Here is a 24721-nt window from a genome sequence, read left to right as displayed (position 1 = left end):
GTAGACCGCGCGGTGTTAATACGGAGTTTTAGGGGGGGGGTGGGGGGGATGCCCGCCCCCGCACCCGCCCGCCTCACGCACGCTCAGGAGACGGAGCAGGGGTTCCCATCGCCGAGATCCGGGACCAGCCTCGCGGTGTGCTGCTCGACGAAACTCGCGGAGCCGCCGTCGACGTTCACGATCGACATCGGGAAGTCGATGATCTTGTGGCAGGTGTCCGAGAAATAGGTCATCTCGCCGATCGGCGTCGCCACCGGCCCGGCCGACTGCAGCGCATCGCGCAGCGTCGCACCGGAGCTCAGGTCCGCTCCGGTCAGCGCGTTCTGAATCGCCAGAACCATGTTGTAGCCGAGCAGGGCGTACGAGCTGGACGGGCCGGATCCGTTGCTCTCGGTGAAGTCCGCGACGAAGGCGTCGAGATCCTCCTGGGTCGCCGCGCCCGAGCAGTACTCATAGCAGGCGAAGGCCGTGTAGTAGACGTCGCCCGCTCCCCCGAGGATGTCGAGCAGCGTCTGCCCGTCGAGCGCGTTCGGGCCCACGAGCGGCACGTCGATGCCCGCCTCCCGGATCTGCTTCATCGCGGTCGCGCCGGCGGGATTCCAGCTGGCGACGTAGATGAAGTCGGGCAGCTCGGGCAGGGCCTTGATGCTCGAGATCTGGGCGCTGATGTCGATGCTGTCGCCCCCGGGGAAGCTGTCCTTGCCGACGATCGTGCCGCCGAGCTCCTCGAACGCGCCCGCGAAGTACGCCCCGGCCGACTTCGTGTACTCGATGCTCTCGTCCTGCAGCAGGTAGGCGCTCTCCCATCCCTGGTCGAAGGCCCAGGACGCGCCCGTCGCCCCCTCGACGTCGGAACCGGCGTTGGCCGTGAAGCTGAAGTCGCCGATGGTGGTCAGGTCGGCCGTCTTCGGATCGCCCGCGCAGATCGATATGGCGGGGACCTCGGCCGCCTGCGCGGCGATGAGCGCCGGAGAGCTCAGGTCGAAGTCGCACGGGGTCACGATGAGGTCGACCCCCTCCTGCAGGAACTCCTGAGCCACCACGCCGACGGTCTCGGGGTCGGAGGCGACGTCCTTCTGAATCACTCGGATCTGCTTGCCGTCGATGCCGCCATCGGCGTTGATCTGATCGACGGCGAGCTGCGCGGCCGCACCGGGCTCTGCGTCGAAGCCCGCCATGTTCCCGCTCTGGGAGAGCGCGAATCCGATCGCGATCTCGTCGCCGGACCCGCCCGGTTCGCCGTTCTCGGAGGACGAGCACCCCGCGGTGACGATGAGCGCCAGGACCGCGCCCGCGGCTGCTGCGCCGCGAAGGCGTTTCGCATTCCAGTTCATGTTGTCATTGCCTTTCTATACCTCTTTGAATAGAGCCTGATGGTATCTCGGGTCAGACCGCGGCCGCCGCCGCGAACGCGATCCGCGCCGCATCGACCGCACGGTCGATGTCGTCCTCCGTCGTCGACGCGTTCAGACGCCGGTCGCCGGTGGCCGACGTCGTCTCGAGGACGCCCTGCTCCAGCAGAGCCGCCTGATAGGCGCCGTAGCGAGCGGTGTCCACGTCCATGGTGTCGCGGAAGTTCTGCGGAGCCGTCGCGCGGAAGTAGACCGCCCACTCCGATCCGATGCCGGTCACGACGGCTTCGACACCGGCCTCCTCGATCGCCCGCGCATAGCCCGCGCGCAGCCGTTCGCCGAGCGCGTAGATTCGAGCGATCGTCTCCTCGCTCTCCATGATGCCGAGCGTCGCATTCGCCGCGGCGATCGCGTAGGGACTGGCGTTGTAGGTGCCGTCGATCGTCGCCTCCCCCCGGGTGTAGGCGCCGAGATGCCCCATGAACTCGTCGCGACCCGCGAGCCCCGCGAGGGAGTAGCCGTTGGCGATGGCCTTGCCGAACGCGGTGAGGTCGGGGATGACGCCGTTGACGGACTGTATGCCTCCCAGCGCGGCCCGGAAACCGGTCTTGACCTCGTCGAGCACGAACAGCACGCCGTGGCGAGTGCACAGCTCCCGGAGGAGCTCGAGGAAGCCGGCTTGCGGGGGGACGCAGCCGAAGCTGTGGATGTAGCCCTCCGCGAATGCGGCGGCGAGCTGGGATCCGTGTCGGTCGAACGCCGCGCGCAACCCCGCGGCGTCGTTCCATTCGACCACGACCACGTCCCCCGTCACTCCCGGATGCAGCCCGGCGCTGTTCACCGTCTCGAGCGGCGCGTCGACGGTGAGATCCGCGCGGGCTCCCCCGACCGCCACATGATCGCTCCATCCGTGATAGCTGCCGTGGAACTTGAGCACTTTGACCCGCCCCGTCGCTGCTCGAGCGATGTGCGCCGCATGCATGGTGGCGTCGGTGCCCGAGGTGCAGAACACCACCTTCTCCGCGGACGGCATCAGTTCGCAGACCTTCTCCGCGAGTTCGATCTCGCCCAGCTGCGGGCCGACACCGGTCAGATCGCAGGTGTTCGCGGCTTCGAGCACCGCCTGGTTCACCCGGGTGTCGGAATGCCCGAGGATGATCGGGCCCCAGGCGTTCAGGAAATCGAGGTAGCGGTTGCCCTCTCGATCCCAGAGATAGGCTCCTCCGGATCGGACGAAGACCTGCTTCCAGCCGAGCCGGTGCCCCGAGGAGGCTCCCCTGGGGATGACCTTCCTGGCGTGCTCCCAGCGCTGGGAGGAGGACGTTTCCTGTGACATTGAATCTCCTTCTTGACGTCGTTCTCTGGCTCGTCAGACGAGCGATCCGCTGCGGTGCGCGGCACTCAGGCGTTCGGCGAGCATCACGACCGGAAGATGGGTGTTGGCGCTCGGCACCTCTGGCAGGATCGACGCGTCCCAGACCGACACTCCTTCGAGCCCGTGCACCCTGCCGAGCTCATCGGTCACGGCATCGGGATCGTCGGCGCCGCCCATGCGCGCGGTCCCGACCGCGTGGAAGTAGTCGCCCACGTAGGTGGACAGCCACCGATCGAAGACCTCCTCGTCGCGCAGTGCGTCCACCGGCGTGCCGTGCTCATCGATAAAGGTCTGCTCGACGATCTCGGAGAAGGCATCGCCCGAGAGGACGGTCGCCACCGCGTCGATCGCCTCGCGCATCGCCCGGCGGTCGTCGGGGTGCGTCAGCATCCGCTCGTCGACGATCGGCGGCGCGAGCGGATGCTCCGGGTTGAGCGTCAGCTCGCCGCGCGATCGGGTGCGCATCACCGCGGCCATCAGCAGGCCGTGAGACGGCGGGGTGCTCGCGAGCAGCTCGCCGTGCAGCGGCAGGAGATGGAGGTCGCCGGCGCCGACGGACGACGAGAGGCGGAGCACGGATCCGATGCACGGAATGGCGCGATCCGCCGCGCGGTGCTCCGGCTTCATCGAGAAGTAGACCGAGGCCGCGGGGTGGTCCTGCAGCCCCCGGCCCAGCCCCGGCCGGTCGACGCCGCTGCGCATGAGCACGCACGGACTCTCGAACACCCCGGCGCAGAGGATCACCTGGTCGCCGCGGATCTCTTCCCCGTCGGCGAGGATCACCCCCTCCACCCGGGCGCCGTCGAGCAGCAGGCGGTCGACCTGACTGTTCGGACGAACCACCAGGTTGCCGCGACCCCGCGCCGGATCCAGCCACAGCTCGAGCGACGAGCGTCTCTCGCGCCGATCCGCCGTCCGGTAGAGCCGAGCGCTCCCGTCCTCAGGAGTGTAGGCGTCGACGTCGTCGGGGAGCCCGAGCACCGTGCCTGAGTCCAGCAGCGCGCGGTCCACCGGCGTCAGCTCCTCGTCGGTGGAGCGGACCAGCGTCGGCTTGAGCTTCGCGAACCACGGCTGGACCTCCGACCACGACCAGCGGGCGAGACCGTAGCGCTCGGCGTAGCCGTCGTAGTCCTGGGGAAGTCCGGGGAGCGCCAGCATCGCGTTGGTCGACGCGGACCCGCCGACGCCGCGGCCCCGCTGATAGAGACGGGCCTCGCCGCCCTGGACTTTGGTGGCGAACAGGTCGGGGTAGAAGACATCGCGGTGGCCGAGCGCATCGAGCCAGTTGAGCGAGCGCAGCTCGGGCTCATGGCCCCGGTCCTCACCCGCCTCCAACAGGATGACCGTGCGCTCCGGATCCTCGCTGAGGCGGGCGGCGGCGACGCAGCCGGCGCTGCCCGCGCCGACGACGATGACGGTTTCAGTCACGAGCGGTTTCCTCCTTGTGCTCTCTCGTGTCGGGGGCTACTGGGTCGGCGGGACGAAGAAGTCGCCGTTCAGGACCATCAGATCGTCGCGGGAGAGTTCGTGGATCGAGCTCTTCCCGATGCCGTAGAGGGTCTCTCTGATGCCGTTGCGCAGGATGTCGAGCACGTCGTGGACTCCCGCCTCTCCGGAGACCGCCAGGCCGTAGAGATAGGCGCGGCCGATGAAGACCGCTTTCGCGCCGAGCGCGAGCATCTTCACGACGTCGGATCCGCGGCGAACCCCGCCGTCGGCCATCACCTCGATCCGATCCCCGACGGCCTCCACGATGTAGGGAAGGTAGCGCAGCGGCGACGGGCTGCCGTCGATGTTGTTCCCGCCGTGGTTCGACACCGAGATCGCGTCCGCGCCGAGGTCGGCCGCGAGCCTGGCGTCCCGGATCGTGTTGATGCCCTTGACCATGAAGGGGCCTCCCCAGAGTTCCCGGATCCACTTGATGTCGTCCCAGGTCGGCGCGGGAGTCCGTTCGAACTCGCCCCAGGCGGTGCCGAAGGTCGGGATGTCGCGCTTGTCTCGCCCCCAGAGGTTCGGCACCTTCACATCGGGAATGCGACCTCTCACGAGGAATTTCGAGAACCACCGCGGGCGGGCGAGAGCGGAGGGACCGAAGGTCATCATCGTCTTGAGCCCCATGTTCGAGGGGGGCGCGGGCGGCACTCCCCAGTCCCTGCGGGGCGTATGCGACCAGTCGAGCGTCACGATCAGCCCTTTGGCTCCCTGCTCCTTCGCATCGACGACGCGCTTCTCGATGTCGGCCTTCGAACCCACCCAGTAGAGCTGGAAGAAGACGTCCTGATTCACCTTGAGCAGTTCCGACAGAGGGTCCGTCGCCCATGAGCTGAGTCCCATCGCCGTGCCGTGCCGGGCCGCCGCCCGCGCCGCGCCGACCTCGCCATCCGGATGAATGGCCTGTGCACCCACCGGAGACACGATCACGGGGATGTCGACCTTCGTCCCCATGATGGAGGTGCTCGTGTCGAACGACGTCGGGCGTTCGAACACCGTCGGGGAGAATCCCAGCTCGGTGAACGCCCGCTCATTGTCCGCGGGCGTCAGGCCCTGCTCGTTGCCGGCCTTGATCGCGAGCCACACCGGTTTCGGGAGTCTCCGCTTGGCGAGACGCTCGGCTTCGGCGAGGTTCTTGAACGGAACTCGTGTGGTCATGTCGTGTCTATCTCCATTGATTCCGTGTCACCATCGGGCGGCGACAAACGGTGCCCCGACCGAGGTGCACATGCTCTAAATTACGTTAGATGAAAGCGACCTACACACCACTATCTACCATTGATTAGAAGTTTTCAAGAGAACATTTTGCTTCAATGTGTCGAGAATGTAACAATTATAAAACTCAGCGAAGTCCCCAACGATGGAGTCCAGCGATGTCGCAGCCACCCGCCGATCAGACGACGACCCCCTACGCAACCGCCCTCGACGCCCAGTCGCGACGGGACACCGTGAACCTGATGGTCCCCGGCCACGGCGCCACCCCCGACGGGCTCTCGCACGAGCTGGGCGAGTTCTGCGGCGCGCGCGCTCTCGCCATGGACATCCCGCCGTTGATCGACGGGATCGACGTCGGACCCGACTCGCCGTTCGTGCAGTCGACGCGGCTCGCCGCGGAGGCCTGGGGCGCGAGACGCACCTGGTTCCTCGCCAATGGGGCTTCCCAGGCCAACCGGCTGACCGCCCTCGCTCTCGCCGGGCTCCACTCGGGCGACGCGGTGGTCGCCCAGCGCAGTGCGCACTCCAGTTTCACCGACGGCGTCCTCCTGGGAGACCTGCTGCCGCGCTTCGTGCTGCCGAGCATCGACGAGCAGCGCGGCATCAATCACGGTGTCTCGCCCCAGGCCCTCGATGATGCCTTGAACCGGGCCGCGGCGGACGGGGTCGCGGTCGCGGCGGTCTACATCATCACGCCGAGCTACTTCGGTGCCGTCGCAGATGTGGCGGCGCTCGCCGAGGTGTCGCACCGTCACGGCGCGCCACTCGTCGTCGACGGCGCCTGGGGGTCGCACTTCGGCTTCCACCCCGAACTGCCCGAGTCCCCCACCCGCCTGGGCGCCGACCTCACGGTGTCGAGCACGCACAAGCTCGGCGGGAGCCTCACGCAGTCCGCCATGCTCCACCTCGGCGACGGTCCGTTCTCAGACGCACTCGAGCCGATGCTCGATCGCGCCTACATGCTGACGCAGTCGACCAGCGCCAGCGCGCTGCTCCTGGGCTCGTTGGACGTGGCGCGGCATGCGCTGGTGCACGGCCGCGAACTCATCGCTCAGACGCTGACCGCCGTGGAGGAGCTGCGGCGCACCCTCCGCGAGGATGGCCGTTTCACCATCATCTCCGACGATTTCTCCGCCTTCCCCGACATCGTCGACCACGATCCGCTGCGGGTCCCCATCGATGTCTCCAGCACCGGGCTGAGCGGCCATCGCGTGCGCGACCTCCTGGGCGGCGAGCACGGCGTCTACCTCGAGATCTCCACGGCGCACGCGGTCGTGGCCTTCATCGGGCCCGGCAAGCAACCCGATCTCGGCCGGTTCGCCCGTGCGCTGTTCGACATCGCCGATGGCGCGCACGAAGCATCGACGGGCGTCGCGATCCCCGCGCTCCCCCACCCCGGGCCGATGACGATGCGCCCGCGCGCGGCCTACTTCGCGGAGCACGAGATCGTGCCGGCCGCCGAGGCCGCGGGACGCATCTCGGCCGACTCGCTCGCCGCCTACCCGCCTGGCATCCCCAATGTCATCCCCGGAGAGCAGATCACCGCGGAGACGGTGCGATTCCTGCAGACGGTGGCCGCGTCACCCATCGGCTATGTACGGGGCTCGCTCGACGCATCCCTCTCGCGTTTCCGCGTGGTCGTGGAGCGCGACTGAGCGCTCTCGCGAGGAGAGGCCGTGCCGGTACGGCTGAGCGTTCCCCTGTGCCCGGCAACGCCTCAGGTGGCTCACTGCAGTTCTTGCGCCTCGGGCGGCAGCTTGCGCACGCGGGCTCGGCGGCGCGGTCGGTCCGGGATCATCGACCGCATCTCCTCGAGCTTGCCGAAGCAGAGCAGCCGATCGTCGGGCTCCAGGACCACGTGCTTGCGCGGGTTCGGGATCACCGTCACGCCGCGGTGCAGGGTCAGCACCGTGATGTCGCGGTCCCAGAGATCGAGATCCCCGAGCCTCCTGCCGATCTGCTCGGCGCCCGCGTTCATCACGATCTCGGCGACCCCGTAGCCGGTCGACACGCTGAGGCGCTGCCGTACGTCGATCTCGGGGAAGGCCACCCGCCCCGCGATGTAGTCGATGATCGCTCCCGCCACGTCGAGCCCGGTCGCCTGCTCGACCCCCTGCAGTCCCGGCGAGGAGTTGACCTCCATCACCAGCGGCCCGTCCTCGCCCTCGAGCATGTCCACGCCCGCGACCCGGAGTCCCATGATCTGCGCGGCGCGCACCGCGGCCTGCTCGTAGGCCGCATCGAGCTTCAACGGTTCGACCGAGCCGCCCCGGTGCACGTTCGAGCGGAACTCGTCGCCGCTCGCACGGCGCCGCATGGCGGCGACGACCCGATCGCCCACCACGAGCGCGCGCACGTCGCGCCCCCGGCTCTCCGCCACGAAGCGCTGGATCAGCACGTTCTGCCGGGTGGAGTGCAGCGTCTCGATGATGGCCTCGGCCACCTTCACCTGCGGCGCGAGGATGACGCCGATGCCCTGCGTGCCCTCGAGCAGCTTGATGACGACCGGCGCGCCGCCCACGCTCTCGATGGCGGGGCGCACGTCGGCGCGGTTGCGCACGAACGCGGTCGGGGGCATATCGATGTTGTGCTTCGAGAGGATCTGGATCGCTCGCAGTTTGTCGCGCGCGTTGGAGATGCCGCTCGCGGTGTTGGGGGTGTAGACGTCCATCTGCTCGAACTGGCGGACGACGGCCGTGCCGAAGTAGCTGACCGAGTTGCCGATCCGGGGGAGGATCGCATCGAAGTCCTCGAGTTCCCGACCGCGGTAGCGCAGATCCGGGGCCTCATCGGCGAGATCGATGGCGAAGCTGAGCGTGTTGAGCACGTGCGCGGTGTGGCCGCGCTGCTCGGCCGCGGCGGAGAGCCGTTGGGTGGAATAGGACTGGGCGGCGCGCGAGAGGATGGCCAGCCTCACGACGCGGACCTGCCAAGATGGTGATGTGATCGCACCCTCCCATTCAAGCACCCCGACCGGGTGGCGGGAATGGGTGCGGCTCCCGGATATCGGCGTGCGGTGGATCAAGGCGAAGGTCGACACCGGAGCGCAGACCTCGGCGCTGCACGCCTCGGACATCATCGAGTTCGAGCGGGACGGCTCCGACTGGGTGCGCTTCACCGTGCATCCCTGGCAGGAGAGCGAGCTGGAGTCCGTGACGGTGGAGCTGCCGGTGCACGGGCGGCGGATCGTGCGCAGCTCCTCGGGCCATGCCGAGCCCCGCCTGGTCGTCCTCATGAGCGTCCTGCTCTGCGGACGCAAGGTGCGGGCGGAGGTGACGCTGACGAGCCGCGAGTCGATGGTGTTCCGCATGCTGATCGGGCGGGAGGCGCTGCAGCACGGCTTCGTCGTACACCCGGCCGCCTCGTACCTCGGCGGGAGGCCGAAGCGCTCCGTGCGCCGTCGCAACCGGGGCCACTGAAACGGCCGGAGCGGCAGGATACCGGGATCCGCTACCCGGAGCTCTCCCAGCCCGCGGCGCGCAGCCGTTCGAAGGCGTCGAGCAGCAGGTCGAGCGTGAACTCGAACTCGAACTGCTCGTCGCAGCTTCCGGAGGGATTGCGCGCCGAGGCGTCGAGGGCGATCGCCGTCACATGCGGGAAGCGCTCGCTCATCATCCTCAGGAGCGCCGCGGGATCGCCGTCCGGCTGCCCGACGTCGTCGCCGCCGTCGAAGGCCTCGGGGCTGAACCCCCAGACGCGGTTGCCGAGGGCGTGCATGACGTGGTGGGTCAGGTCGACGGAGAAGCCTCCGGCGATGAACTCCCCCGCGACCGCGTCCATGTGGCCGAGGACGGCGGCGCTGCGGCGCCGTCGCGACTGGATCGCCTCCCGCAGCCAGGGGTGGGCGAGGTGGGCCGCCCGGGCGATCAGCGCGCGCTCCCGCACGCGCTCCCGCCAGGTCCCGGTCGCGGCAGGCCGCGCGTAGCCGGCGATGACCGCGTCGACCATGCCGCCGATCAGGTCTTCCTTGTCGGCGACGTGCTTGTAGAGCGCCATCGGCACGACCTCGAGCCGTGCGGCGAGCGCGCGCATGCTGACCGCGTCGAGGCCGTCCGCGTCCGCGAGTGCGAGGGCCTCGGCGAGCACCCGGTCGCGATCGAGTCGTCGCCGCTGCGGTGATCCCGGCTCGGGCATCGCGTCACCTCCTTGACACGTGTACATCGTACACCTATCCTGGACCGCAAAGGCGTACAGCGTACACCTTTGCGGCGATTCCGCCCCCTCCCCACACTCAGCCGCCCCAGCCAACGGAGACGCCCATGCCCCTCACGACGCTCGACCGACGCGCGGCCCGCATCGTCGGAGCCCTCTACCTCGCCACCTTCGCAACCTCCTTCCCGGGACTCGCCCTGCGCACCGAACTGCTCCACGGCGGCGGCCCGGTCGCACTCGCCCCCTGGGCGGCACTGCTCGAGATCGTGCTGGCGCTGAGCTGCGTCGGCACCGCCGTCGCGCTGCTCCCGATCGCCTGGAGACGCGCACCCGCCCTCGGGATCGGCTTCGTCTCCTCCCGGCTGCTCGAGGCGTCCGCGATCCTCGTCGGCGCGCTCGCCCTGCTCTCGGTCGCGACCGTGCGCGGCGAGGCCGGCTCGGGCGGCTCGGGCGGAGAGATCGAGGGGGCGCTGATCGCCCTCCACGACTGGTCGTTCCTCCTCGGCCCCGGCCTGTTCCCCGCGGTGAACGCCCTGCTGCTGGGGGCGCTGCTGCACCGCTACCGGCTCGTGCCGCGCGTCCTCCCGCTGCTCGCCTTCATCGGCGCCCCGCTGCTGATCGCCTCGTTCCTCGGCACGCTGTTCGGTGCGCTGGACCAGGTCTCGCCGCTCTCCGGCCTCGCCGCCCTGCCGATCGCGGCGTGGGAGCTCGGCCTCGGCCTCTGGCTGCTGATCCGGGGCGTGCGCACCCCCGCCGGAGCCCCGGACTCCCCGCCGGAGCACCCCTGAGGCGCGAGAGCACCCGATGAACGCCCGTGGGCGTCGGGCACACCCGCGGGTTTCCGGCACACCCGCGGGCCCACCGACCGGGGTGTAAATAATTCTTGACATCTCATCGATGAGCCGCCTACGATTCAAATGTAAAGAATATCTGACATTGGAGCGGTGATGGGATACGGAGAACGCAACACCTGGGTCGGCATGGTGGTCGGCCTGCTGGGGCTGATCGTCTACATCGCGTGGATCGGACCGCAAGCGGGCGCGGGTCCGGTCGAGGAGATCGACTGGGTCGGCCCCATGCTCTGGACGATCGGCGGGGCGATCGCGATCGCCGTCGTCGGCGGGATCCTCTGGAGCATCGTCGCAGGCATGCGCGACCCGGAGGAGCGCCACATCGAGGATGTGCGGGATCGCGAGATCGCGCGCCTCGGCGATCGTGTCGGCCAGGCCTTCCTCGTCATCGGCATGCTCGGCGCGCTCGTCCTCTGCGCGGCGCGCGCCGACTGGTTCTGGATCGCGAACGCGCTCTACCTCGCCTTCGCGCTCTCCGCGATCATCGGCGGGATCGCGCGGGTGATCGTCTACCGGGGGGGCATGCCCTGATGGCCCGCCCGACCCGCGTCACCAACCGCCTGCGCGCGCTCCGGGAGCAGAGCGGACTCACCCAGGCGGAACTCGCCGCACGCGTCGGCGTGACCCGCCAGACCCTGATCGCCCTGGAGCAGGGCAAGTACTCGCCGACCCTCGAGCTCGCGTTCCAGCTCTGCCGCGTCTTCGGTGTGCGCATCGACGACGCCTTCGACTATCCGGAGGAACCATGAACACGCCCACCGCACCCGCGACCGCGACCGCCATGCGGGCCTGGAGCCAACGGCGGTACGGAGGCCCGGACGCCGTGCACCCGATCGAGAGCGAGGTGCCGCGGCCGGCCGCGTCCGAGGTGCTGGTCCGGGTGAGCGTCTGCGCCCTCAACTCGGCGGACGTGCGGCTCATGCGCGGCGACCCGCGGCTGATCCGGCTCGCCTTCGGCCTGCGGCGCCCCCGGGCCGCGGTGCAGGGCCGGGACGTGTGCGGCACCGTCGTCGCCGCGGGCGCCGACGTCGCGGGGCTGAGCCCCGGGGACCGCGTCGCCGGCGAGATCGACGGCGGCGGGCTGGCCGGGTTCGTTGCCGTGCCCCGCGCGAAGCTCGTATCCGTTCCCGCCGAGCTCGACGACGCCACCGCCGCCGCGCTCCCCCTCGCGGGCGGCACCGCCTGGCAGGCGCTCGATCTGGCCCGCGTCGGCGAGGGATCCAGAGTGCTGGTGCTCGGCGCCGGCGGCGGCGTCGGGATGTTCGCCGTGCGCCTGGCGGTGCTGCGGGGCGCCGAGGTGCACGCCCGCTGCAGTCCTCGTGCCGCCGAGGCGGTGCGGGAGCAGGGCGCCCAGCGGATCGAGGATCGCGACCGCGACCTCTCCGCCCTGCCCGCGCACGGGTACGACGCGATCCTCGATCTGGGCGGCCGCGCGCCGCTGCGGTCGCTGCGGCGGCTCCTCCGAACGCGCGGTTGCATCGTCGGGATCTCCGGCGGCGAGCATCGCTGGTTCGGCCCGCTCGGCCGAATGGCGCTCGGCGCACTGCTCTCGCTGAGCGGACGGCGGCGCTTCCGCCCCCTGGTCGCCACGGCGAAACCCGAGATCACGCGCGAGCTGCTCGCACTCGCGGCTTCCGGCGAGCTCGTACCGGTGATCGCGCACCGCTACCCGTTCGCCGAGGCGCCCGCCGCGCTCGCGCACCTGGACGACGGCCGCGCGGTGGGCAAGGTGCTGGTGCTGGGCAGCCCGCCGGACCCAGGGTGAGGGCTTCCGCGATGGCGTCGCCAGCAGCCCGGCGGCATTCACGCCGCGTTCATCTGAGCCGCCGGAGGTAACCGGCACGTGCCGATTCGGTGAACAATCGGTGCATCCGGTCCCGCGGGACCGCATTCCCGGATCGCAGCGGCGACGATAGAGGCGTGAAGATCGCGATCCTCGCCGAGTCGTTCCTGCCGCACATGAACGGAGTCACGGGTTCCGTGCTCCAGACCGCCAAGCATCTCGCGAACCGCGGTCACGAACTGATGATCGTCGCGCCGAACGCGGGGCCGATCCACGGGGATCTCCACGGCGCGGAGACGACGCTCCTGCCCTCCTTCCCCTTCCCCTCGTACCCGCAGGTGCGCGTCACGCCCGTCAGCGCGGGCAGGGTCGCGCGCCTGCTCCGGTCGTACGAGCCCGATGCCGTGCACCTGGCGTCACCGCTCGTGCTCGGCTGGGCGGGGGTGCGGGCCGCCGACGCGCTGCGCATCCCCTCGGTGGCGGTCTACCAGACCGACATCGCCGCCTACACCGAGAAGTACCGGATGCCCGGCGTCACCCCGCTCGCGGAGGCGCGGATCGCGCGCCTGCACCGGAAGTCCACCCTCACCCTCGCCCCGTCCAGTTCCGCCATCGACTTCCTGACCGGCCTCGACGTGGACCGGCTGCGGCGCTGGGGGCGCGGCGTCGACGCCGATCGATTCGCGCCGGAGCGCCGCAGCGAGGCGTGGCGCAGGAGCATCGGCCGGGGGAAGGTCGTGGTCGGCTACGTGGGACGCCTCTCGCCCGAGAAGCAGGTCGAGGACCTGGCGGCGCTGCACGATCTGCCCGGCGTGCGTCTCGTGATCGTCGGCGACGGCCCGAGCCGCCCGGCGCTCGAGCGGCTCATGCCCGACGCGCACTTCACGGGCTTCCTGGGCGGGATCGAGCTCGCGGAGGCGGTGGCGAGCTTCGACCTCTTCGTCCACACCGGCGAGAGCGAGACCTTCTGCCAGACCGTGCAGGAGGCGCTCGCGAGCGGTGTGCCGGTCGTGGCCACCGGCGTCGGGGGGCCCGTGGACCTCGTCCAGAACAGCGTGAACGGATGGCTCTACCGTCCCGGCGATCTCGCGGAGATGCGCGCGCGCGTCACCGACCTGGCCGGCGATCCGGCGAAGCGCGCCTCGTTCTCCGCAGCGGCGCGGCGGTCGGTGCTGGGCCGGAGCTGGGCCTCGCTCGGCGACCAGCTGCTCGCGCACTACGACGAGGCGATCGAGCTGCGCCGGATCGACGACGCGCTGCTCGCGAGGCCGCGGGTGCGGCCTCGGAGCGAGCCCCGCCCTGCGGCCGACCCGACCGTTCCGCCGAGGCGCTGGAAGCGGTACATCGCCCTCGGCGATTCGATCACCGAGGGACTGTGCGACTCCTCGCGCATGCCCCGGGGCGAATTCCAGGGCTGGGCGGCGAGGCTGGCAATGCTCCTCGCCCACAGCGGCCCCGACCGCGGCATCCGCTTCGCGAACCTCGCGGTGCGCAGCCGGCGGGTGAAGCACATCGAGGAGCAGGTCGACCAGGCGCTGCCCCTGCGGCCCGACCTGGTGTCGATCCTCGTCGGCGCGAACGACCTCGTCCTCTCGCGGCTCGACATCGACGATCTCGCGCACCGCCTCGAGACGCAGGTCGCCCGGCTCCGCGCCTCCGGTGCGGAGGTGCTGCTCGGCACGCCGTTCCTTCCCCGGCGCCGCGCGGCGCTGGTGCTCGCGAAGCGCTTCGCCGAGTTCAACACCCATGTCCGGCGCATCGCCCGTGAGCACGCGTGCCTGCTGCTCGACGTCGACACCATCCCCGAGGTGGGGGATCTGGAGATGTGGGCCGAGGATCGCGTGCACCTCACCTCGGCCGGGCACCGGCTGCTCGCCTACCGCGCGGCCGCCGTGCTCGGCGTGCCCAACGCGGCCGAGCTCGGCGGACTCGAGCACGCGCTCCACGACGACTCCGACGGCAGCGAGGAGGCGAGCGGGGTCTCCTGGCTGCGCGCGCACGCCCTCCCCTGGGTGTGGCGCCGCGTGCGGGGCCGCACGGCGGGCGACGGGCTCAGCGCGAAGCACACCGACTACGTCGAGCTGCGGCCGAATCAGCCCTCCACCGTGTGAGTGTGCATGCGCGCGCCGGCCTCGTTGAAGATGCTGACGACCTGAGCGGCGCGGCTCCCGGCCGCCCACATGGCGTGCGGGGTCCGCGTGTCGAACTCGGCCGCCTCGCCCCGACCGAGGACCAGATCCCGCTCGCCGAGCCGCAGCCGCAGCCGGCCCGCGATCACGTAGAGCCACTCGTAGCCGTCGTGGACGTTCAGCGGCGGGAGCGTCTCGACGGGCGGATAGGTGATCTTGTAGATGCGCATCGCCGAGCCCTCGGGTGCCAGTGGGGCGATGAGCATGCCGTCCTTCCGGATCACCGCGCGGCGGACGCGCGGATCCGGGACCTCCTGCTGCACGAGATCGTCGATCCGGATGCCGAGGCTCCTGGTGAGCGGGAGCAGGAGCTCGAGGCTCGCCTGCCGTTTGCCGGATTCGAGCCGGGAGAGCGTGCTCGCCGACATGCCGGCCCGCGAGGCGAGATCTTCGAGCGTCCATTCGCGCGACCGGCGTGCGGCGCGCAGTCGCGCTCCGACCTGATCGAGTTCTCCAGCCACCATCGTCTCCTTGCCATTTCTGCAAAACAGTTTGCGCTATGTCCAGTATGCCCCGCATTCTGGTGGCATGCATCGGAACATCTGGGACACCATCATCGTCGGCGGCGGCTCCGCCGGACTCTCCGCCGCGCTCATGCTCGGCCGCGCCCGGCGGCGCGCACTCGTCATCGACGCGGGAAACCCGCGCAACCGCTTCGCCGAGCACATGCACGGCGTGCTCGGATCGGAGGGGCTCCCGCCCGGTGAGCTGCTCGCCCGGGGCAGGGACGAGGCGTCGCGATACGGGGTCGAGTTCGTCGCGGGAAAGGCGACCCGGGTCGACGACCGCGGGGACGGCCTCGAACTGACCACCGGCGACGGCGCCATCCACGCGACGCGCTCCCTCATCGTCGCGTCCGGGATCGTCGACGATCTCCCAGATCTCCCCGGCCTCGCCGAGCGCTGGGGCCGGACGGCGCTGCACTGCCCCTACTGCCACGGCTGGGAGGTGCGGGACCTTCGCCTCGGCGTGCTCCTCGCCTCGCCGCTCGGCCTGCACCAGGCCGAGCTGGTGCGCCAGTGGAGCGACCGCGTGACGGTCTTCCCGGCAGCCCTCGACGGCCTCCCGGCCGAGACCGAGCGGCGCCTGCGCGCCCGCGGCGTGGAGATCGTGGCGGAGCCGATCCGCGAGGTGTTCGGCGACGAGCAGGCGCCGGCGTCGGTCCGCCTCGCGGACGGGCGCGAGGTACCGCTCGACGCACTGTTCCTCGCGCCCGCCGCGCACCCGGGCGACGCGTTCCTCGGCCCCCTGGGGCTCGACCGCGACGACAAGCCGTTCGGGAGCTTCCTCGCGGTCGACGAGATGGGCCGCACCGCCCACGAGCGCGTCTGGGCCGTCGGCAACGTCGTCGCGCCCTATGCCAACGTGCCCATGTCGATGGGAGCGGGATCGCTCACCGGCGCCGCGGTGAACGCGGCTCTCGTCGGTTGGGACTTCGAGACGGCGACGCACGATCCGCGGGCCTGGCCCGAGATCGCGGCCGCCGAATACTGGGAGGAGCGCTACGCGGGCTCCGAGCAGGTCTGGTCGGGAAGGGCCAATCGTGTGCTGAGCGACATCGCCGAGACGCTGCCGCCTGGGCGCGCCCTCGACCTGGGCTGCGGGGAGGGCGGCGACGTCATCTGGCTGGCGCAGCACGGGTGGGCGGCCACCGGAGCGGACATCTCTCCGACCGCGATCCGCCGCGCGCGGGAGGCCGCGCGCGAGGCCGGCGTCGCGGACCGGGCACGGTTCGTCGAGTCGGATCTCGCCCGGCTCCCCGAGGGCGAGGTCGATCTGGTCACCGCGAGCTTCCTGCACTCCCCCGTCGAGCTCTCCCGGGCCGAGATCCTTCGCCGGGCCGCCGAGCGCGTCGCCCCCGGCGGCCATCTGCTGATCACCTCGCACGCGGGAGCCCCGCCGTGGGCGGATGCGCCGCACGGCCACGAGCACCGCTTCCCGACCCCGGAGGAAGAGCTCGCCGACCTCGCTCTGGACCCGGCCGGCTGGGAACTCGTCACCGCCGAGACCCGCTCGCGCGAGGCGACCGGGCCCGACGGGCAGCGGGGCGAGCTCGACGACGTCGTGGTGCTGCTCCGGCGCCGCTGACGCCGGCGATCAGGAATCGTCGCCGGGCCCGCCCGAGGGCGGTGCGCTGCCGTCCCCGGCGCCGCCGGGCCCGCCGCCCATGCCGGATCCCGCCTGCTGCTCGACGCTGCCCGCGTAGTCGTTGCCCGGATCCCGGTAGATCGTGTGCACGTGACCCCACCCGGAGGTGTTCACCCCGTCGACGTCCGCGCCCGCCGATCCCTGCTGGGCCGCGAACTCGATGTACACGTCCGGACCCGAGATCTGGAAGTAGATGCCGTCGCCCTGCGACATGTCGTACTCGGTCGCTCCGGACCAGTTGACGGTGGTCTCGTCGAGGGTCGCCTCGATCTCGGCGAGCGCGGCCTCCGTGGTCTCCTCGTCGGCGAGGCCGACCCAGTTCGCGATCACGTCGAGCAGGAGCTCGCGCTGCTCGTCGGTGAGATCCGCCGCGGAGAGCCCGGTGCCGGTGGGGTAGTCGCAGGTGGAGCCGGGGGCGCAGACCATGCTCGCCACCGTCTCGCCCTGGTACAGCTCGCTCCGCTGCGCCTCGGAGAGACTGTCGAAGAAGGCGAAGGCCGTCTCGTAGATGGTGCCGAAGGGCTGCACCTCGTCGCCCTCGTCATCGGTGTAGACCGCGGGCTGGATGCCGAGGTGGGTGGGCGCGAAGGTGATCTCGTCGTCGGCCCCGTTCAGGTCGGCGTTGAGGCCCAGGTGATGGCCGCCGAACTGCAGCGCCCAGGAGGAGGCGTCGGAGGGGTCGCCGAAGAGTGCGAGGTAGTACTGGCCGAGCGATTCCTCGGTGCTGCTGCTCTCCTCGTGCAGGTACTCGTCGCCGCCCATGATGCCGGTGACCGTCGCGTAGGCCTCGTCGTTCAGCAGGGCCTCGAGCACGCGCATCGCGGCCTCCCGCTGCTCGTCGTCCAGGTCGGCGAGGTTGATCCCCGCGCGCTCGACGAAGGTGACCGGGAAGTTCGACCACGAGGTGCTCTTGGTCTCGTCGTCGTAGTCGTACAGCACCGCCTCCCGCTGCTCGTCGGAGAGCGTCGCCAGGAAGGCCTGCGCCGCCTCGGCCGCGGCGGCGATGGTCTCGCTCGTCGAGGATCCGGAGAGGCTGTCCGCCGCGACGACCGCACTCGTCGACGAGGTCTCGCCCGACCCCGTCTCCGCGCCCGCGACCGCGCTGCAGCCCGTCACCGCGAGGCCGGCTGCGAGCACCGCCGCCGCGATCCATCGGGGTGCCGTGCGGCCTCGCCCGTCGCGCTCCGCGGAATCATTCCCCCGCGCACTGCTTCGTCCCATCATGATCTGCTGCTCCTTCGTTCCTGTTCGATGTTCCGTGTTCGCCCGTTTCTCGGCCCGGGCGCCTCGGCCCGGGTCAGCCGCCGGGCGCCTCGCCCGGCCCACCCGGGGCCCCTCCGCCTCCGCCGGATCCGCCGCCCGGGGCGCTTCCGCCCGTGGGCTGCGTCCCGGTGTCGACGCGCGCGACCAGGGCGGCCGCGTACCCCGCGTCGACGCTCCCGGTGACGGTCGCCATCTGCAGGGCGCCGCCGTCCTCGCCGAAGACGTTGTCGCTCTCGAGCGTGATCTGCGACAGGTTCTGCGCCGAGCCGTCGTAGGCGGGCAGCTGATAGACGTCGTTCAGCACCGTCTCCGGGAACGCGAGCTGCGACGTCGCGATCGCATTGGCGCTGTCGGTGATCGCGTCGACATCGGGATAGACCTCGAAGTGGATGTGCGTCCAGCGCCCGGTGTAGCAGCCCGGCATCACCGAGGTGAAGGTCACCTGCCCGTCCGCATCGGCCACCTGCACGCCGCGGAGCCAGGTCTCGTTCTCGACGCCCTCCGAGTACATGGAGTACCGGCCCTGTGCGTCGCAGTGCCAGGCGTACACCGCGACTCCTTCGAAGGGGGCGTCGCCGTTCGCCATGTCGGTGATCCGGAGCGTGAACTCGAGCGGCACCCCGTCGACGGGATCGTCGGAGCCGATGCTCGAGCGGATGTCGCTGCGGACGATGCCCGACTGCTCGAGCACGTCCGGCCCGTTCGAGCCGTCGCCGGGATAGGGCCCGGCCGTCTCGTCGGGGATCTCGCCCGCGGGCAGGTCTCCCGTGGAAGGGGTCGTGGTCGTGGTCGACGCCGTGCCGCCCCCGCCCGCGGTCGACGTGCACGCCGCGAGGCTCAGCGCGCCGACGCCGATGCCGAAGGCGCCGATCAGCACGCGCCGGCTCATGAGGGTGCGCAGGTCGAAGCCGACGCCCTGGTCGACGACCTCTTCCTCGGGGCGGTCGAGCAGCCGTCCCTCGTAGGCCGGGCCGTCGGGGGTCTGGTCGGGTTCCGGGATCCGCTCTGCCATGCTCTGCTCCTTCGTTCCGCGGCGGAGGGACTCGCCGCTCCTGCCTTCGCTGACGAGTCTCCAGGATCGTGCTATGCGAAGACGATGTCCCGACTGGAAGCTTCCTGGACGCCGAGCCCGAGCCCCGAAGACCGCGTTGCGAATTGTGACGATGCGCGCACCGAGGCGGAACAACGGCCCGGCACCCGGCGTTGCCCCCGGTAGCGGCCCGGATCCGCGCGGATCATCGGAGCGGCCGGCATCGAGAAGGAGCACCCCATGAGCACGATCGTCCAGTACACCGAGAACGGCGACCTCGATCGCCTGAGCGTCGCGGACCGGGAGGCTCCCGACGCGGCTGCGGGCCAGGTCCGCGTGCACGTGCGCTACGCGGGGCTGAACCCCGTCGACTGGAAGATCCTCGGCGGCGCCTTCGGGCCGGTCCAGGGCACCGCTGGCAACGGCACCGACTTCTCCGGGGTGATCGACCAGGTCGGCGAGGGCGTGGAGGGCTGGAAGCCCGGCGAGCTGGTCTTCGGCGGCCACGGGGCGGGCGCCCAGGCGGAGCACCTCGTCCTCGATGATCCCGCGCAGTCGCTGCACCGGGTGCCGAAGGGACTCGGCCTCGACACCGCGGGAGGCCTGTTCATCACCGGCCGCACCGCGATCGCGGGGATCCGCGCCATCTCGCCGGCCGAGGGAGAGACGGTCTACGTCTCCGGGGCGTCGGGCGGAGTGGGCGTCATCGCCGCGCAGCTCGCCGTGAATCTCGGCGCGCGCGTCATCGGCAGCGCCAGCGAGGCCAACCACGGCCTGCTGCGCAGCCTCGGCGTCGAGCCGGTCGCGTACGGCGACGGACTCGCGGATCGCCTGCGCTCGCTCGCTCCCGACGGCATCCAGGCCGCCTACTCGACGCAGGACGCGAGCGAGATCGAGTTGCTGCTCGGACTGGGCGTGCCGGCGGACCGCATCAACGCGATCGGCGCGGGCCCGCGGGCGGCGGAGCTCGGCGTGCACGCCGACGGCACCGCGCACGCCCGTCAGGAGGATCTCGACTGGCTCGCCCAGGCCATCGCCTACGCGCACGTGATCGCGCCGGTCGAGCGGGTGTTCGCCGTCGACGAGGTGCGCGAGTCCTATCGCTTCCTCAAGGAGGAGCATCCCGCGGGCAAGGTCCTGCTGCGCTTCGAGGCCGCCCCGTTGAGCGAGGAGCAGCGCGCGGCGCTGCGCTCCTGACCCCTTCTCCCGCGCGGTCCCGTGCGCCCGCGCCGCGAGCGGGACCGCGTTCTACGAGCGGGACCGCGTTCGACGGGTACAAGCGGTCCCCCTCGTCATTGGGAGTCCCGCTCGCGCAGGAGTTCAGCCGGGGGCGGTCCGAGCGGCGCCCGAGGTGAGATCCCGCGCCGCGTCGCTGAGGCCGCTCAGGTACCTCCGCGCGCGGAGGCGCTTCTCGGCGAGATTCGAGAGGTAGACGAACACGAGATCCTCCCCGGGGTCGGCCCAGGCCAGGCAGATGTTCGACCCGTTGTGCCCGAACGCCGCGGTGCTGGTGCGGTCGCCGAAGGCGAGGCCCCGCCCGGGGAAGCCGAGTTCGAACCCCGTGCCCCAGCGCGCCCGGTAGAGCATCCCGCGGTCGAAGCGGCGGTCGTGGGCGAGCGCCCTCGTCGCGAGCACGGTCTCGGGACGGAGCACCCGCTCGCCCTCGGCGTTGCGGCCTCCGCGGAGCAGCATGGCGTAGAAGCGGGCGAGGTCGCGGGCGGTCGTGTGCAGCGAGGCGGCGGGAGCCAGTGCCGCGCGGACCTCCGTCCGGTTGAACACGTTTCGGCGGATCCGTTCGAGGGGGCCTCGCGAGATCAGCTCGACGGCGTCATCCGCGCGCTCCCGCGGCAGGCGGAGGAACGAATCGCGCATGCCGAGCGGGGCGAACAGCTCCCGCGAGACGAACGAGGTGAGCGGCTCCCCGGCGACCCGCTCCACCACCTCGCCCAGGAGGAAGCCGAAGCTCAGCGCGTGATACCAGGGGCGCTCGGCGGTCCACCTCCGAGCGAGGGGTCGTGCGCGCTCCGCGGCCCCTACGGAGGCGCCCCAGTCGGCGACGATGCGCAGGTCGCCCAGCACCGAGCCGGTGGAGTTGGGCGCCGGCGACCGGTGGGTCAGCACGTCCCGGATGGTCACCGTCTGCTTCCCGTGGACCGCGTAGCCGGGCCAGTGCCGGCTGATCGGATCGTCGAGCGAGAGCGCGCCCCGCTCGGCGAGCAGGTGCACGGCGACGGCCGTGATCGGCTTGCCTGCCGAGAAGGCGCAGAAGAGGGAGCGCTCCGACGCGTTCACGCGCTCCTCTCTCAGCGGCTCGCCGTCGCGCACGATCAGCAGGCTGGCCGCGAAGCCGGGAGAGGCGCTTCGCGAGGCAGGATCCGCGAGGCCCGCCGAGAGGTCGGCGGGAACTCTGCTCGGGGCCATGGACGGGGCTCCCCTGCGAATCGGCGGATAGGGGTCCGAGCGAGCCTAACCGCCTGGCCGGGCGGCCGCATCCGCGCGCGTCACACGGGCACACACTCGGAGGGTCCGGGAATCCGCCGGCGATCTTCCAGAGACCACCGCGCTCGACGCGATCGCACCGATCTGCAGGAAGGCACCTGCCCTTCGGGGCTTCTGAGTGCGATCACGCGGATCGGCGCGATCCTCGACGTCGGCGCAGACGAGACGCCGCGGGTGACCCGGCGGCTATCCTGGGAGCCATGGCCGAGACGTCGCGCGTGATCTTCGTCCACGGGCTCGGGGACTCCCCCGCTTCGTGGGCGCAGCAGATCTCGACCCTTCCCGCGGCGTGGGAGGGCGTCGCCATCGACGTGCCGGGGCTCGGCGCCGCGGGCGAGGGCGCGTTCTCGCTCGAGCGCGCCGCGCGGCGCGTGGTCGAAGCGATGGACGAGCGCGGATGGCGCGAGGCGGTCCTCTGCGGCCTGTCGCTCGGAGCGATGATCGCGCTCCGCGCCGCCGTCGACTTCCCGGAGCGGGTGCGCGGCCTCGTCCTCGCCGCCGGACAGGTGCGGCCGCCGCGCGCGCTCCTGCGCGTGCAGAACGCGCTCATCCGGGTGCTCCCGGCGAGGGCGGTCGCGAGCGGCGGGGTGGACAAGAGCAGGATCCTCTCGGCCGCGCGAGCCGTGATGCACGTCGATTTCGGGCCCGACCTGGCGCGGATCGCCTGCCCGACGCTCGTGCTCTGCGGGTCGAGGGATCGCGCCAACCTGCCCGCCTCGCGGAGACTCGCCGCCGAGATCCCCGGCGCGAGGCTGGCGATCCTCGAGGGCGCGGGCCATCAGTCGAACACGCAGTCGCCCGAGTCGTTCTCGGCGGAGCTCAACCGGTTCCTCGGCGGGCCGGCCGGCTGGACTCCAGGGGGGCCAGATCGTAGGTGACCCAGGGCGTCTGCCGGGCGACGCGATCGTAGAGGCTGCGCGCGACGGCGTTGTCCTCGGCGGTGATCCAGCGTACGAAGGAGGCCCCCTCCTCTCCGGCGATCTCGGAGAGCCGGCCGAGCAGGGCCGTCGCGGCGCCGCTGCCGCGCGCTTCGGGCGCGATGAAGAGATCGTCGAGGTAGAGGCCGTGCGCACCGTCGATCGGGCGCACGAAACTTCGGAAATGGGCGAGCCCGATCAGCGCGCCGTCGCGCTCGGCCATCACGGCCCGAGTCTCGTGCAAGGGGTGCATGAGCCACCCCCACACGGTGTCGAGCACGGCGGGGTCGTGCGGCTTCCCGTAGAAGTCTCGGTATCCCCGGTAGAGGGCGGCCCAGGCGTCGCGGTCGGTCTCGGCGATCGGGCGCACGACGGTGGCGCTCATGAGAGCCGCTCCACCTCGACGAAGACGATCGGTCGATCCGAGTGCGGGTTCCTCACCTCGTGCGCGAAGCCGCCCGACCGCGCGTAGCTCTCGCCCTCGGTGAGACGCGCGACGGACTCGCGCCCGTCCGAGTCGATCACGAGCATGGTGTCGCTCACGAGCGGGACGACCACGTAGGCGCGGTCGTGACGGTGCAGAGGGATGGCGCCGCCGGGCGGGATGGTCCACCTGGTGACCCGGAAGTGCTCGTTCTCGAGCTGCAGTTCGCCGATCGCCGCCGCGCCCATGTGTGTTCCTCTTCGAATCGTCCCCGCGTGTGTTCGCCCCGCACCCGGTGCCGCGGGAACTCGCCCCGCGACTCCGTCGGCCCGGCCGGGCCGACGGAGCGGTGAGTTCAGGGTACCGATCAGGAGGAGGATTGGCCAGGGCCGGAACGGCGGCGACCGGGCGCGCGAGCCCCGTCGCAGGGGGGCGCCGCACCGATCACCCGGCCCGAAGCGGGTCCTCCACCCCGAGCGCGGCGAGGATCTCGCGCCTCGTGGCATCGAGCCGGGCTCGGGATCCGTCGTCGGCATCCGCCCGCGGCACGGGGGTGTCGATGATGAAGCGTCCGGCTTCGAGCACGATGATCCGGTCGGCGAGGGCGATCGCCTCGTCGACGTCGTGGGTGATGAGGAACACGCCGGGTCGATGCACACGGACGAGTTCGCGCAGCAGTGCGTGCGAGCGGATCTTGGTCAGCGCGTCGAGCGCGCCGAACGGCTCGTCGAGCAGCAGGAGGTCGGGCTCGCGCACGAGCGCCCGCGCGAGCCCGACCCGCTGCGCCTCGCCTCCGGAGAGGGTGGCCGGCCAGCTGTCGGCCAGACGCTCCAACCCGACCTCGGCGAGCACCTGCAGCGCTTGCTCGCGCAGGGCCCGTCGGGACCCGTCCAGGCCCAGGACGACGTTCTGCCAGACCCTCCGCCACGGCAGGAGCCTCGGCTCCTGGAAGACGACGGAACGGCGCGGCGGGACGCGGATGCCGCCGCTGTAGTCGGTGTCGAGTCCCTCGAGGAGCCGCAGCAGCGTGCTCTTCCCGCCGCCGCTCCGGCCCAGCAGCGCCACGAACTCGTCGCGCCCGATGGTCAGGTCGACTCCCCGGAGCACCTCGTGGTCCCCGAAGGACTTGACGAGACGGTCCACGACCACCACGTGCTCGTCCCCCTCCACGGCTTCGAGGAGCGGCGGCGTCGCTTCCGAGATGCTCATGATCCGTCGTACTCCTTCCGCCAGGGCAGCACCAGCTTCGAGATGCCCACCACGAGCGCGTCCGAGAGCAGCCCCAGGATCCCGTAGAACAGCAGCGCCGTCATGATGATGTCCGTCCTGAAATAGCGCTGCGCCTCGGTCAGCAGGAAGCCGAGTCCCGCCGTGGAGTTCAGCTGCTCGACCACGACGAGCAGCAGCCAGGAGATCGACGCCGAGAATCTCAGCCCGACGAAGAACGACGGCAGAGCCGACGGGATGAGCACCGTGAGGATGAGGCCCTTGCGGCGCAGGCCCGCGACGGCTGCGAGCTCGACGAACTTCGGATCCACGCTGCGTATGCCGTGGAGGGTGTTGGTGTAGACCGGGAAGAACGTCGCGAAGGCGACCAGACTGATCTTCGTGAACTCCCCGATCCCGAACACGAGGATCGCCAGGGTGATGAGCCCGGTCGCCGGGATCGGGAGCAGCAGCCGGGCGATCGGATCCACGGTGTGGTGCCCGAACCGCCACAGTCCGGCGATCAGCGCGGCGATCGCACCGAGCACCGTGCCGAGCAGCAGCCCGCTGATCGCGCGGAACGACGACGTGAGGAGCGCGGCCTGGAAGGAACCGTCCTCCCAGAGTTCCGCGATCGTCAGCGGGATCTGATGCGGCGGGGCGATCACCTTCCCGTCGAGGAGCCCGCCCAGCACGGCGAACTCCCAGACCAGGATGAGCAGGATCGGGCTCGCCAGGCGCTTCACCCAGGTGGGGACCCGGTTCGGTCTGCTCTCGACGGCGAGCGGAAGGACCGGCTTCGAGATCTCGGTGGTGGACATGCGGG

At 71.0% G+C, this 24721-nt stretch carries 24 protein-coding genes; 10 read left to right on the top strand and 14 right to left on the bottom strand.

The features are described 5' to 3' along the window. Window positions 1–83 precede the first annotated feature (83 nt). Genes J4H92_RS07510 through mftD form a run of 4 tightly spaced genes read right to left on the bottom strand, consistent with a single transcriptional unit; the run spans window position 84 to window position 5376 of the window. Complete coding sequence (locus J4H92_RS07510) at window positions 84–1334, bottom strand: ABC transporter substrate-binding protein (RefSeq protein ID WP_208097552.1); 1251 nt, start codon at window positions 1332–1334, stop codon at window positions 84–86. A 52-nt stretch (window positions 1335–1386) separates the two neighbouring features. Beyond that, window positions 1387–2688: an aspartate aminotransferase family protein gene (locus J4H92_RS07505; RefSeq protein WP_208097551.1), complete on the bottom strand. Its 1302-nt coding sequence runs from the start codon at window positions 2686–2688 to the stop codon at window positions 1387–1389. 33 nt (window positions 2689–2721) lie between these two features. Then, on the bottom strand, window positions 2722–4155 hold the full coding sequence (locus J4H92_RS15735) for a GMC oxidoreductase (RefSeq protein ID WP_208097550.1): 1434 nt from the start codon (window positions 4153–4155) through the stop codon (window positions 2722–2724). Window positions 4156–4191: 36 nt separating this feature from the next. Then, entirely contained in the window at window positions 4192–5376 is a 1185-nt protein-coding gene (gene mftD / locus J4H92_RS07495) for a pre-mycofactocin synthase MftD (protein ID WP_208097549.1), read from the bottom strand. 215 nt (window positions 5377–5591) lie between these two features. On the opposite strand from mftD, the gene J4H92_RS07490 reads away from it, so the two are divergent. Next, window positions 5592–7088: an aminotransferase class I/II-fold pyridoxal phosphate-dependent enzyme gene (locus tag J4H92_RS07490; RefSeq protein WP_208097548.1), complete on the top strand. Its 1497-nt coding sequence runs from the start codon at window positions 5592–5594 to the stop codon at window positions 7086–7088. Between the two features lie 71 nt (window positions 7089–7159). Here the strand turns inward: J4H92_RS07490 and J4H92_RS07485 are convergent, their stop codons facing one another. Next, window positions 7160–8350 (bottom strand): RimK family alpha-L-glutamate ligase, encoded by a 1191-nt coding sequence (locus J4H92_RS07485; protein ID WP_208097547.1) that lies wholly within the window; start codon window positions 8348–8350, stop codon window positions 7160–7162. Between the two features lie 28 nt (window positions 8351–8378). On the opposite strand from J4H92_RS07485, the gene J4H92_RS07480 reads away from it, so the two are divergent. Then, complete coding sequence (locus J4H92_RS07480) at window positions 8379–8852, top strand: ATP-dependent zinc protease family protein (protein WP_341783033.1); 474 nt, start codon at window positions 8379–8381, stop codon at window positions 8850–8852. A 31-nt stretch (window positions 8853–8883) separates the two neighbouring features. On the opposite strand, the gene J4H92_RS07475 is transcribed toward J4H92_RS07480, so the two are convergent. Continuing rightward, complete coding sequence (locus tag J4H92_RS07475) at window positions 8884–9567, bottom strand: TetR/AcrR family transcriptional regulator C-terminal domain-containing protein (protein ID WP_208097545.1); 684 nt, start codon at window positions 9565–9567, stop codon at window positions 8884–8886. Window positions 9568–9692: 125 nt separating this feature from the next. On the opposite strand from J4H92_RS07475, the gene J4H92_RS07470 reads away from it, so the two are divergent. The 5 genes from J4H92_RS07470 to J4H92_RS07450 all read left to right on the top strand — a co-directional run bounded on the left by J4H92_RS07470 (window position 9693) and on the right by J4H92_RS07450 (window position 14330). Then, a complete protein-coding gene (locus J4H92_RS07470; RefSeq protein ID WP_208097544.1) occupies window positions 9693–10373 on the top strand; it encodes a DUF4386 domain-containing protein in 681 nt (226 codons plus the stop codon). Between the two features lie 159 nt (window positions 10374–10532). Beyond that, window positions 10533–10967 (top strand): hypothetical protein, encoded by a 435-nt coding sequence (locus tag J4H92_RS07465; RefSeq protein ID WP_208097543.1) that lies wholly within the window; start codon window positions 10533–10535, stop codon window positions 10965–10967. Beyond that, window positions 10967–11185 carry a helix-turn-helix transcriptional regulator gene (locus tag J4H92_RS07460; RefSeq protein ID WP_208097542.1) on the top strand — a complete coding sequence of 73 codons (219 nt, stop codon included), beginning with the start codon at window positions 10967–10969 and terminating at the stop codon, window positions 11183–11185. Before J4H92_RS07465 ends, J4H92_RS07460 begins: the two co-directional genes overlap by 1 nt. Next, the gene (locus tag J4H92_RS07455; protein ID WP_208097541.1) at window positions 11182–12201 is read left to right on the top strand and encodes an NAD(P)-dependent alcohol dehydrogenase; all 1020 of its coding nucleotides are present in this window, start codon (window positions 11182–11184) and stop codon (window positions 12199–12201) included. Before J4H92_RS07460 ends, J4H92_RS07455 begins: the two co-directional genes overlap by 4 nt. Window positions 12202–12356: 155 nt before the next feature. Continuing rightward, on the top strand, window positions 12357–14330 hold the full coding sequence (locus J4H92_RS07450; protein WP_208097540.1) for a GDSL-type esterase/lipase family protein: 1974 nt from the start codon (window positions 12357–12359) through the stop codon (window positions 14328–14330). Here the strand turns inward: J4H92_RS07450 and J4H92_RS07445 are convergent. Beyond that, a complete protein-coding gene (locus J4H92_RS07445) occupies window positions 14312–14869 on the bottom strand; it encodes a helix-turn-helix domain-containing protein (protein ID WP_208097539.1) in 558 nt (185 codons plus the stop codon). The two genes, J4H92_RS07450 and J4H92_RS07445, sit on opposite strands and share 19 nt — an antisense overlap. Window positions 14870–14936: 67 nt before the next feature. Here J4H92_RS07445 and J4H92_RS07440 point away from each other — a divergent pair, with 67 nt between their 5' ends. Further along, entirely contained in the window at window positions 14937–16496 is a 1560-nt protein-coding gene (locus tag J4H92_RS07440) for a bifunctional NAD(P)/FAD-dependent oxidoreductase/class I SAM-dependent methyltransferase (RefSeq protein ID WP_208097538.1), read from the top strand. A 9-nt stretch (window positions 16497–16505) separates the two neighbouring features. On the opposite strand, the gene J4H92_RS07435 is transcribed toward J4H92_RS07440, so the two are convergent. Both J4H92_RS07435 and J4H92_RS07430 read right to left on the bottom strand, forming a co-directional pair. Further along, entirely contained in the window at window positions 16506–17780 is a 1275-nt protein-coding gene (locus tag J4H92_RS07435) for a DUF3500 domain-containing protein (RefSeq protein ID WP_208097537.1), read from the bottom strand. 73 nt (window positions 17781–17853) lie between these two features. Then, entirely contained in the window at window positions 17854–18831 is a 978-nt protein-coding gene (locus tag J4H92_RS07430) for an intradiol ring-cleavage dioxygenase (RefSeq protein ID WP_208097536.1), read from the bottom strand. 258 nt (window positions 18832–19089) lie between these two features. On the opposite strand from J4H92_RS07430, the gene J4H92_RS07425 reads away from it, so the two are divergent. Next, window positions 19090–20046, top strand: coding sequence for an NADP-dependent oxidoreductase (locus J4H92_RS07425; protein WP_208097535.1), 957 nt, complete (start codon window positions 19090–19092; stop codon window positions 20044–20046). A 123-nt stretch (window positions 20047–20169) separates the two neighbouring features. Here the strand turns inward: J4H92_RS07425 and J4H92_RS07420 are convergent, their stop codons facing one another. Continuing rightward, window positions 20170–21270, bottom strand: a complete 1101-nt coding sequence (locus J4H92_RS07420) for a serine hydrolase domain-containing protein (protein ID WP_208097534.1) — start codon at window positions 21268–21270, stop codon at window positions 20170–20172. A 278-nt stretch (window positions 21271–21548) separates the two neighbouring features. On the opposite strand from J4H92_RS07420, the gene J4H92_RS07415 reads away from it, so the two are divergent. After that, window positions 21549–22226, top strand: coding sequence for an alpha/beta fold hydrolase (locus J4H92_RS07415; RefSeq protein WP_208097533.1), 678 nt, complete (start codon window positions 21549–21551; stop codon window positions 22224–22226). Here J4H92_RS07415 and J4H92_RS07410 read toward each other — a convergent pair. The 4 genes from J4H92_RS07410 to J4H92_RS07395 all read right to left on the bottom strand — a co-directional run bounded on the left by J4H92_RS07410 (window position 22168) and on the right by J4H92_RS07395 (window position 24716). After that, a complete protein-coding gene (locus tag J4H92_RS07410) occupies window positions 22168–22650 on the bottom strand; it encodes a GNAT family N-acetyltransferase (RefSeq protein ID WP_208097532.1) in 483 nt (160 codons plus the stop codon). The genes J4H92_RS07415 and J4H92_RS07410 overlap by 59 nt on opposite strands. Beyond that, window positions 22647–22937, bottom strand: coding sequence for a cupin domain-containing protein (locus J4H92_RS07405; RefSeq protein ID WP_208097531.1), 291 nt, complete (start codon window positions 22935–22937; stop codon window positions 22647–22649). Before J4H92_RS07405 ends, J4H92_RS07410 begins: the two co-directional genes overlap by 4 nt. 196 nt (window positions 22938–23133) lie before the next feature. Beyond that, window positions 23134–23898 carry an ABC transporter ATP-binding protein gene (locus J4H92_RS07400; protein ID WP_208097530.1) on the bottom strand — a complete coding sequence of 255 codons (765 nt, stop codon included), beginning with the start codon at window positions 23896–23898 and terminating at the stop codon, window positions 23134–23136. Beyond that, window positions 23895–24716, bottom strand: a complete 822-nt coding sequence (locus tag J4H92_RS07395; protein WP_208097529.1) for an ABC transporter permease — start codon at window positions 24714–24716, stop codon at window positions 23895–23897. Before J4H92_RS07395 ends, J4H92_RS07400 begins: the two co-directional genes overlap by 4 nt. Window positions 24717–24721: the final 5 nt, after the last annotated feature.

It is taken from the genome of Leucobacter weissii (assembly GCF_017565745.1).
GTDB lineage: Bacteria > Actinomycetota > Actinomycetes > Actinomycetales > Microbacteriaceae > Leucobacter > Leucobacter weissii.
Note: the sequence above shows the minus strand (reverse complement) of the source record. Positions and strands in the feature narration are given on the sequence as shown.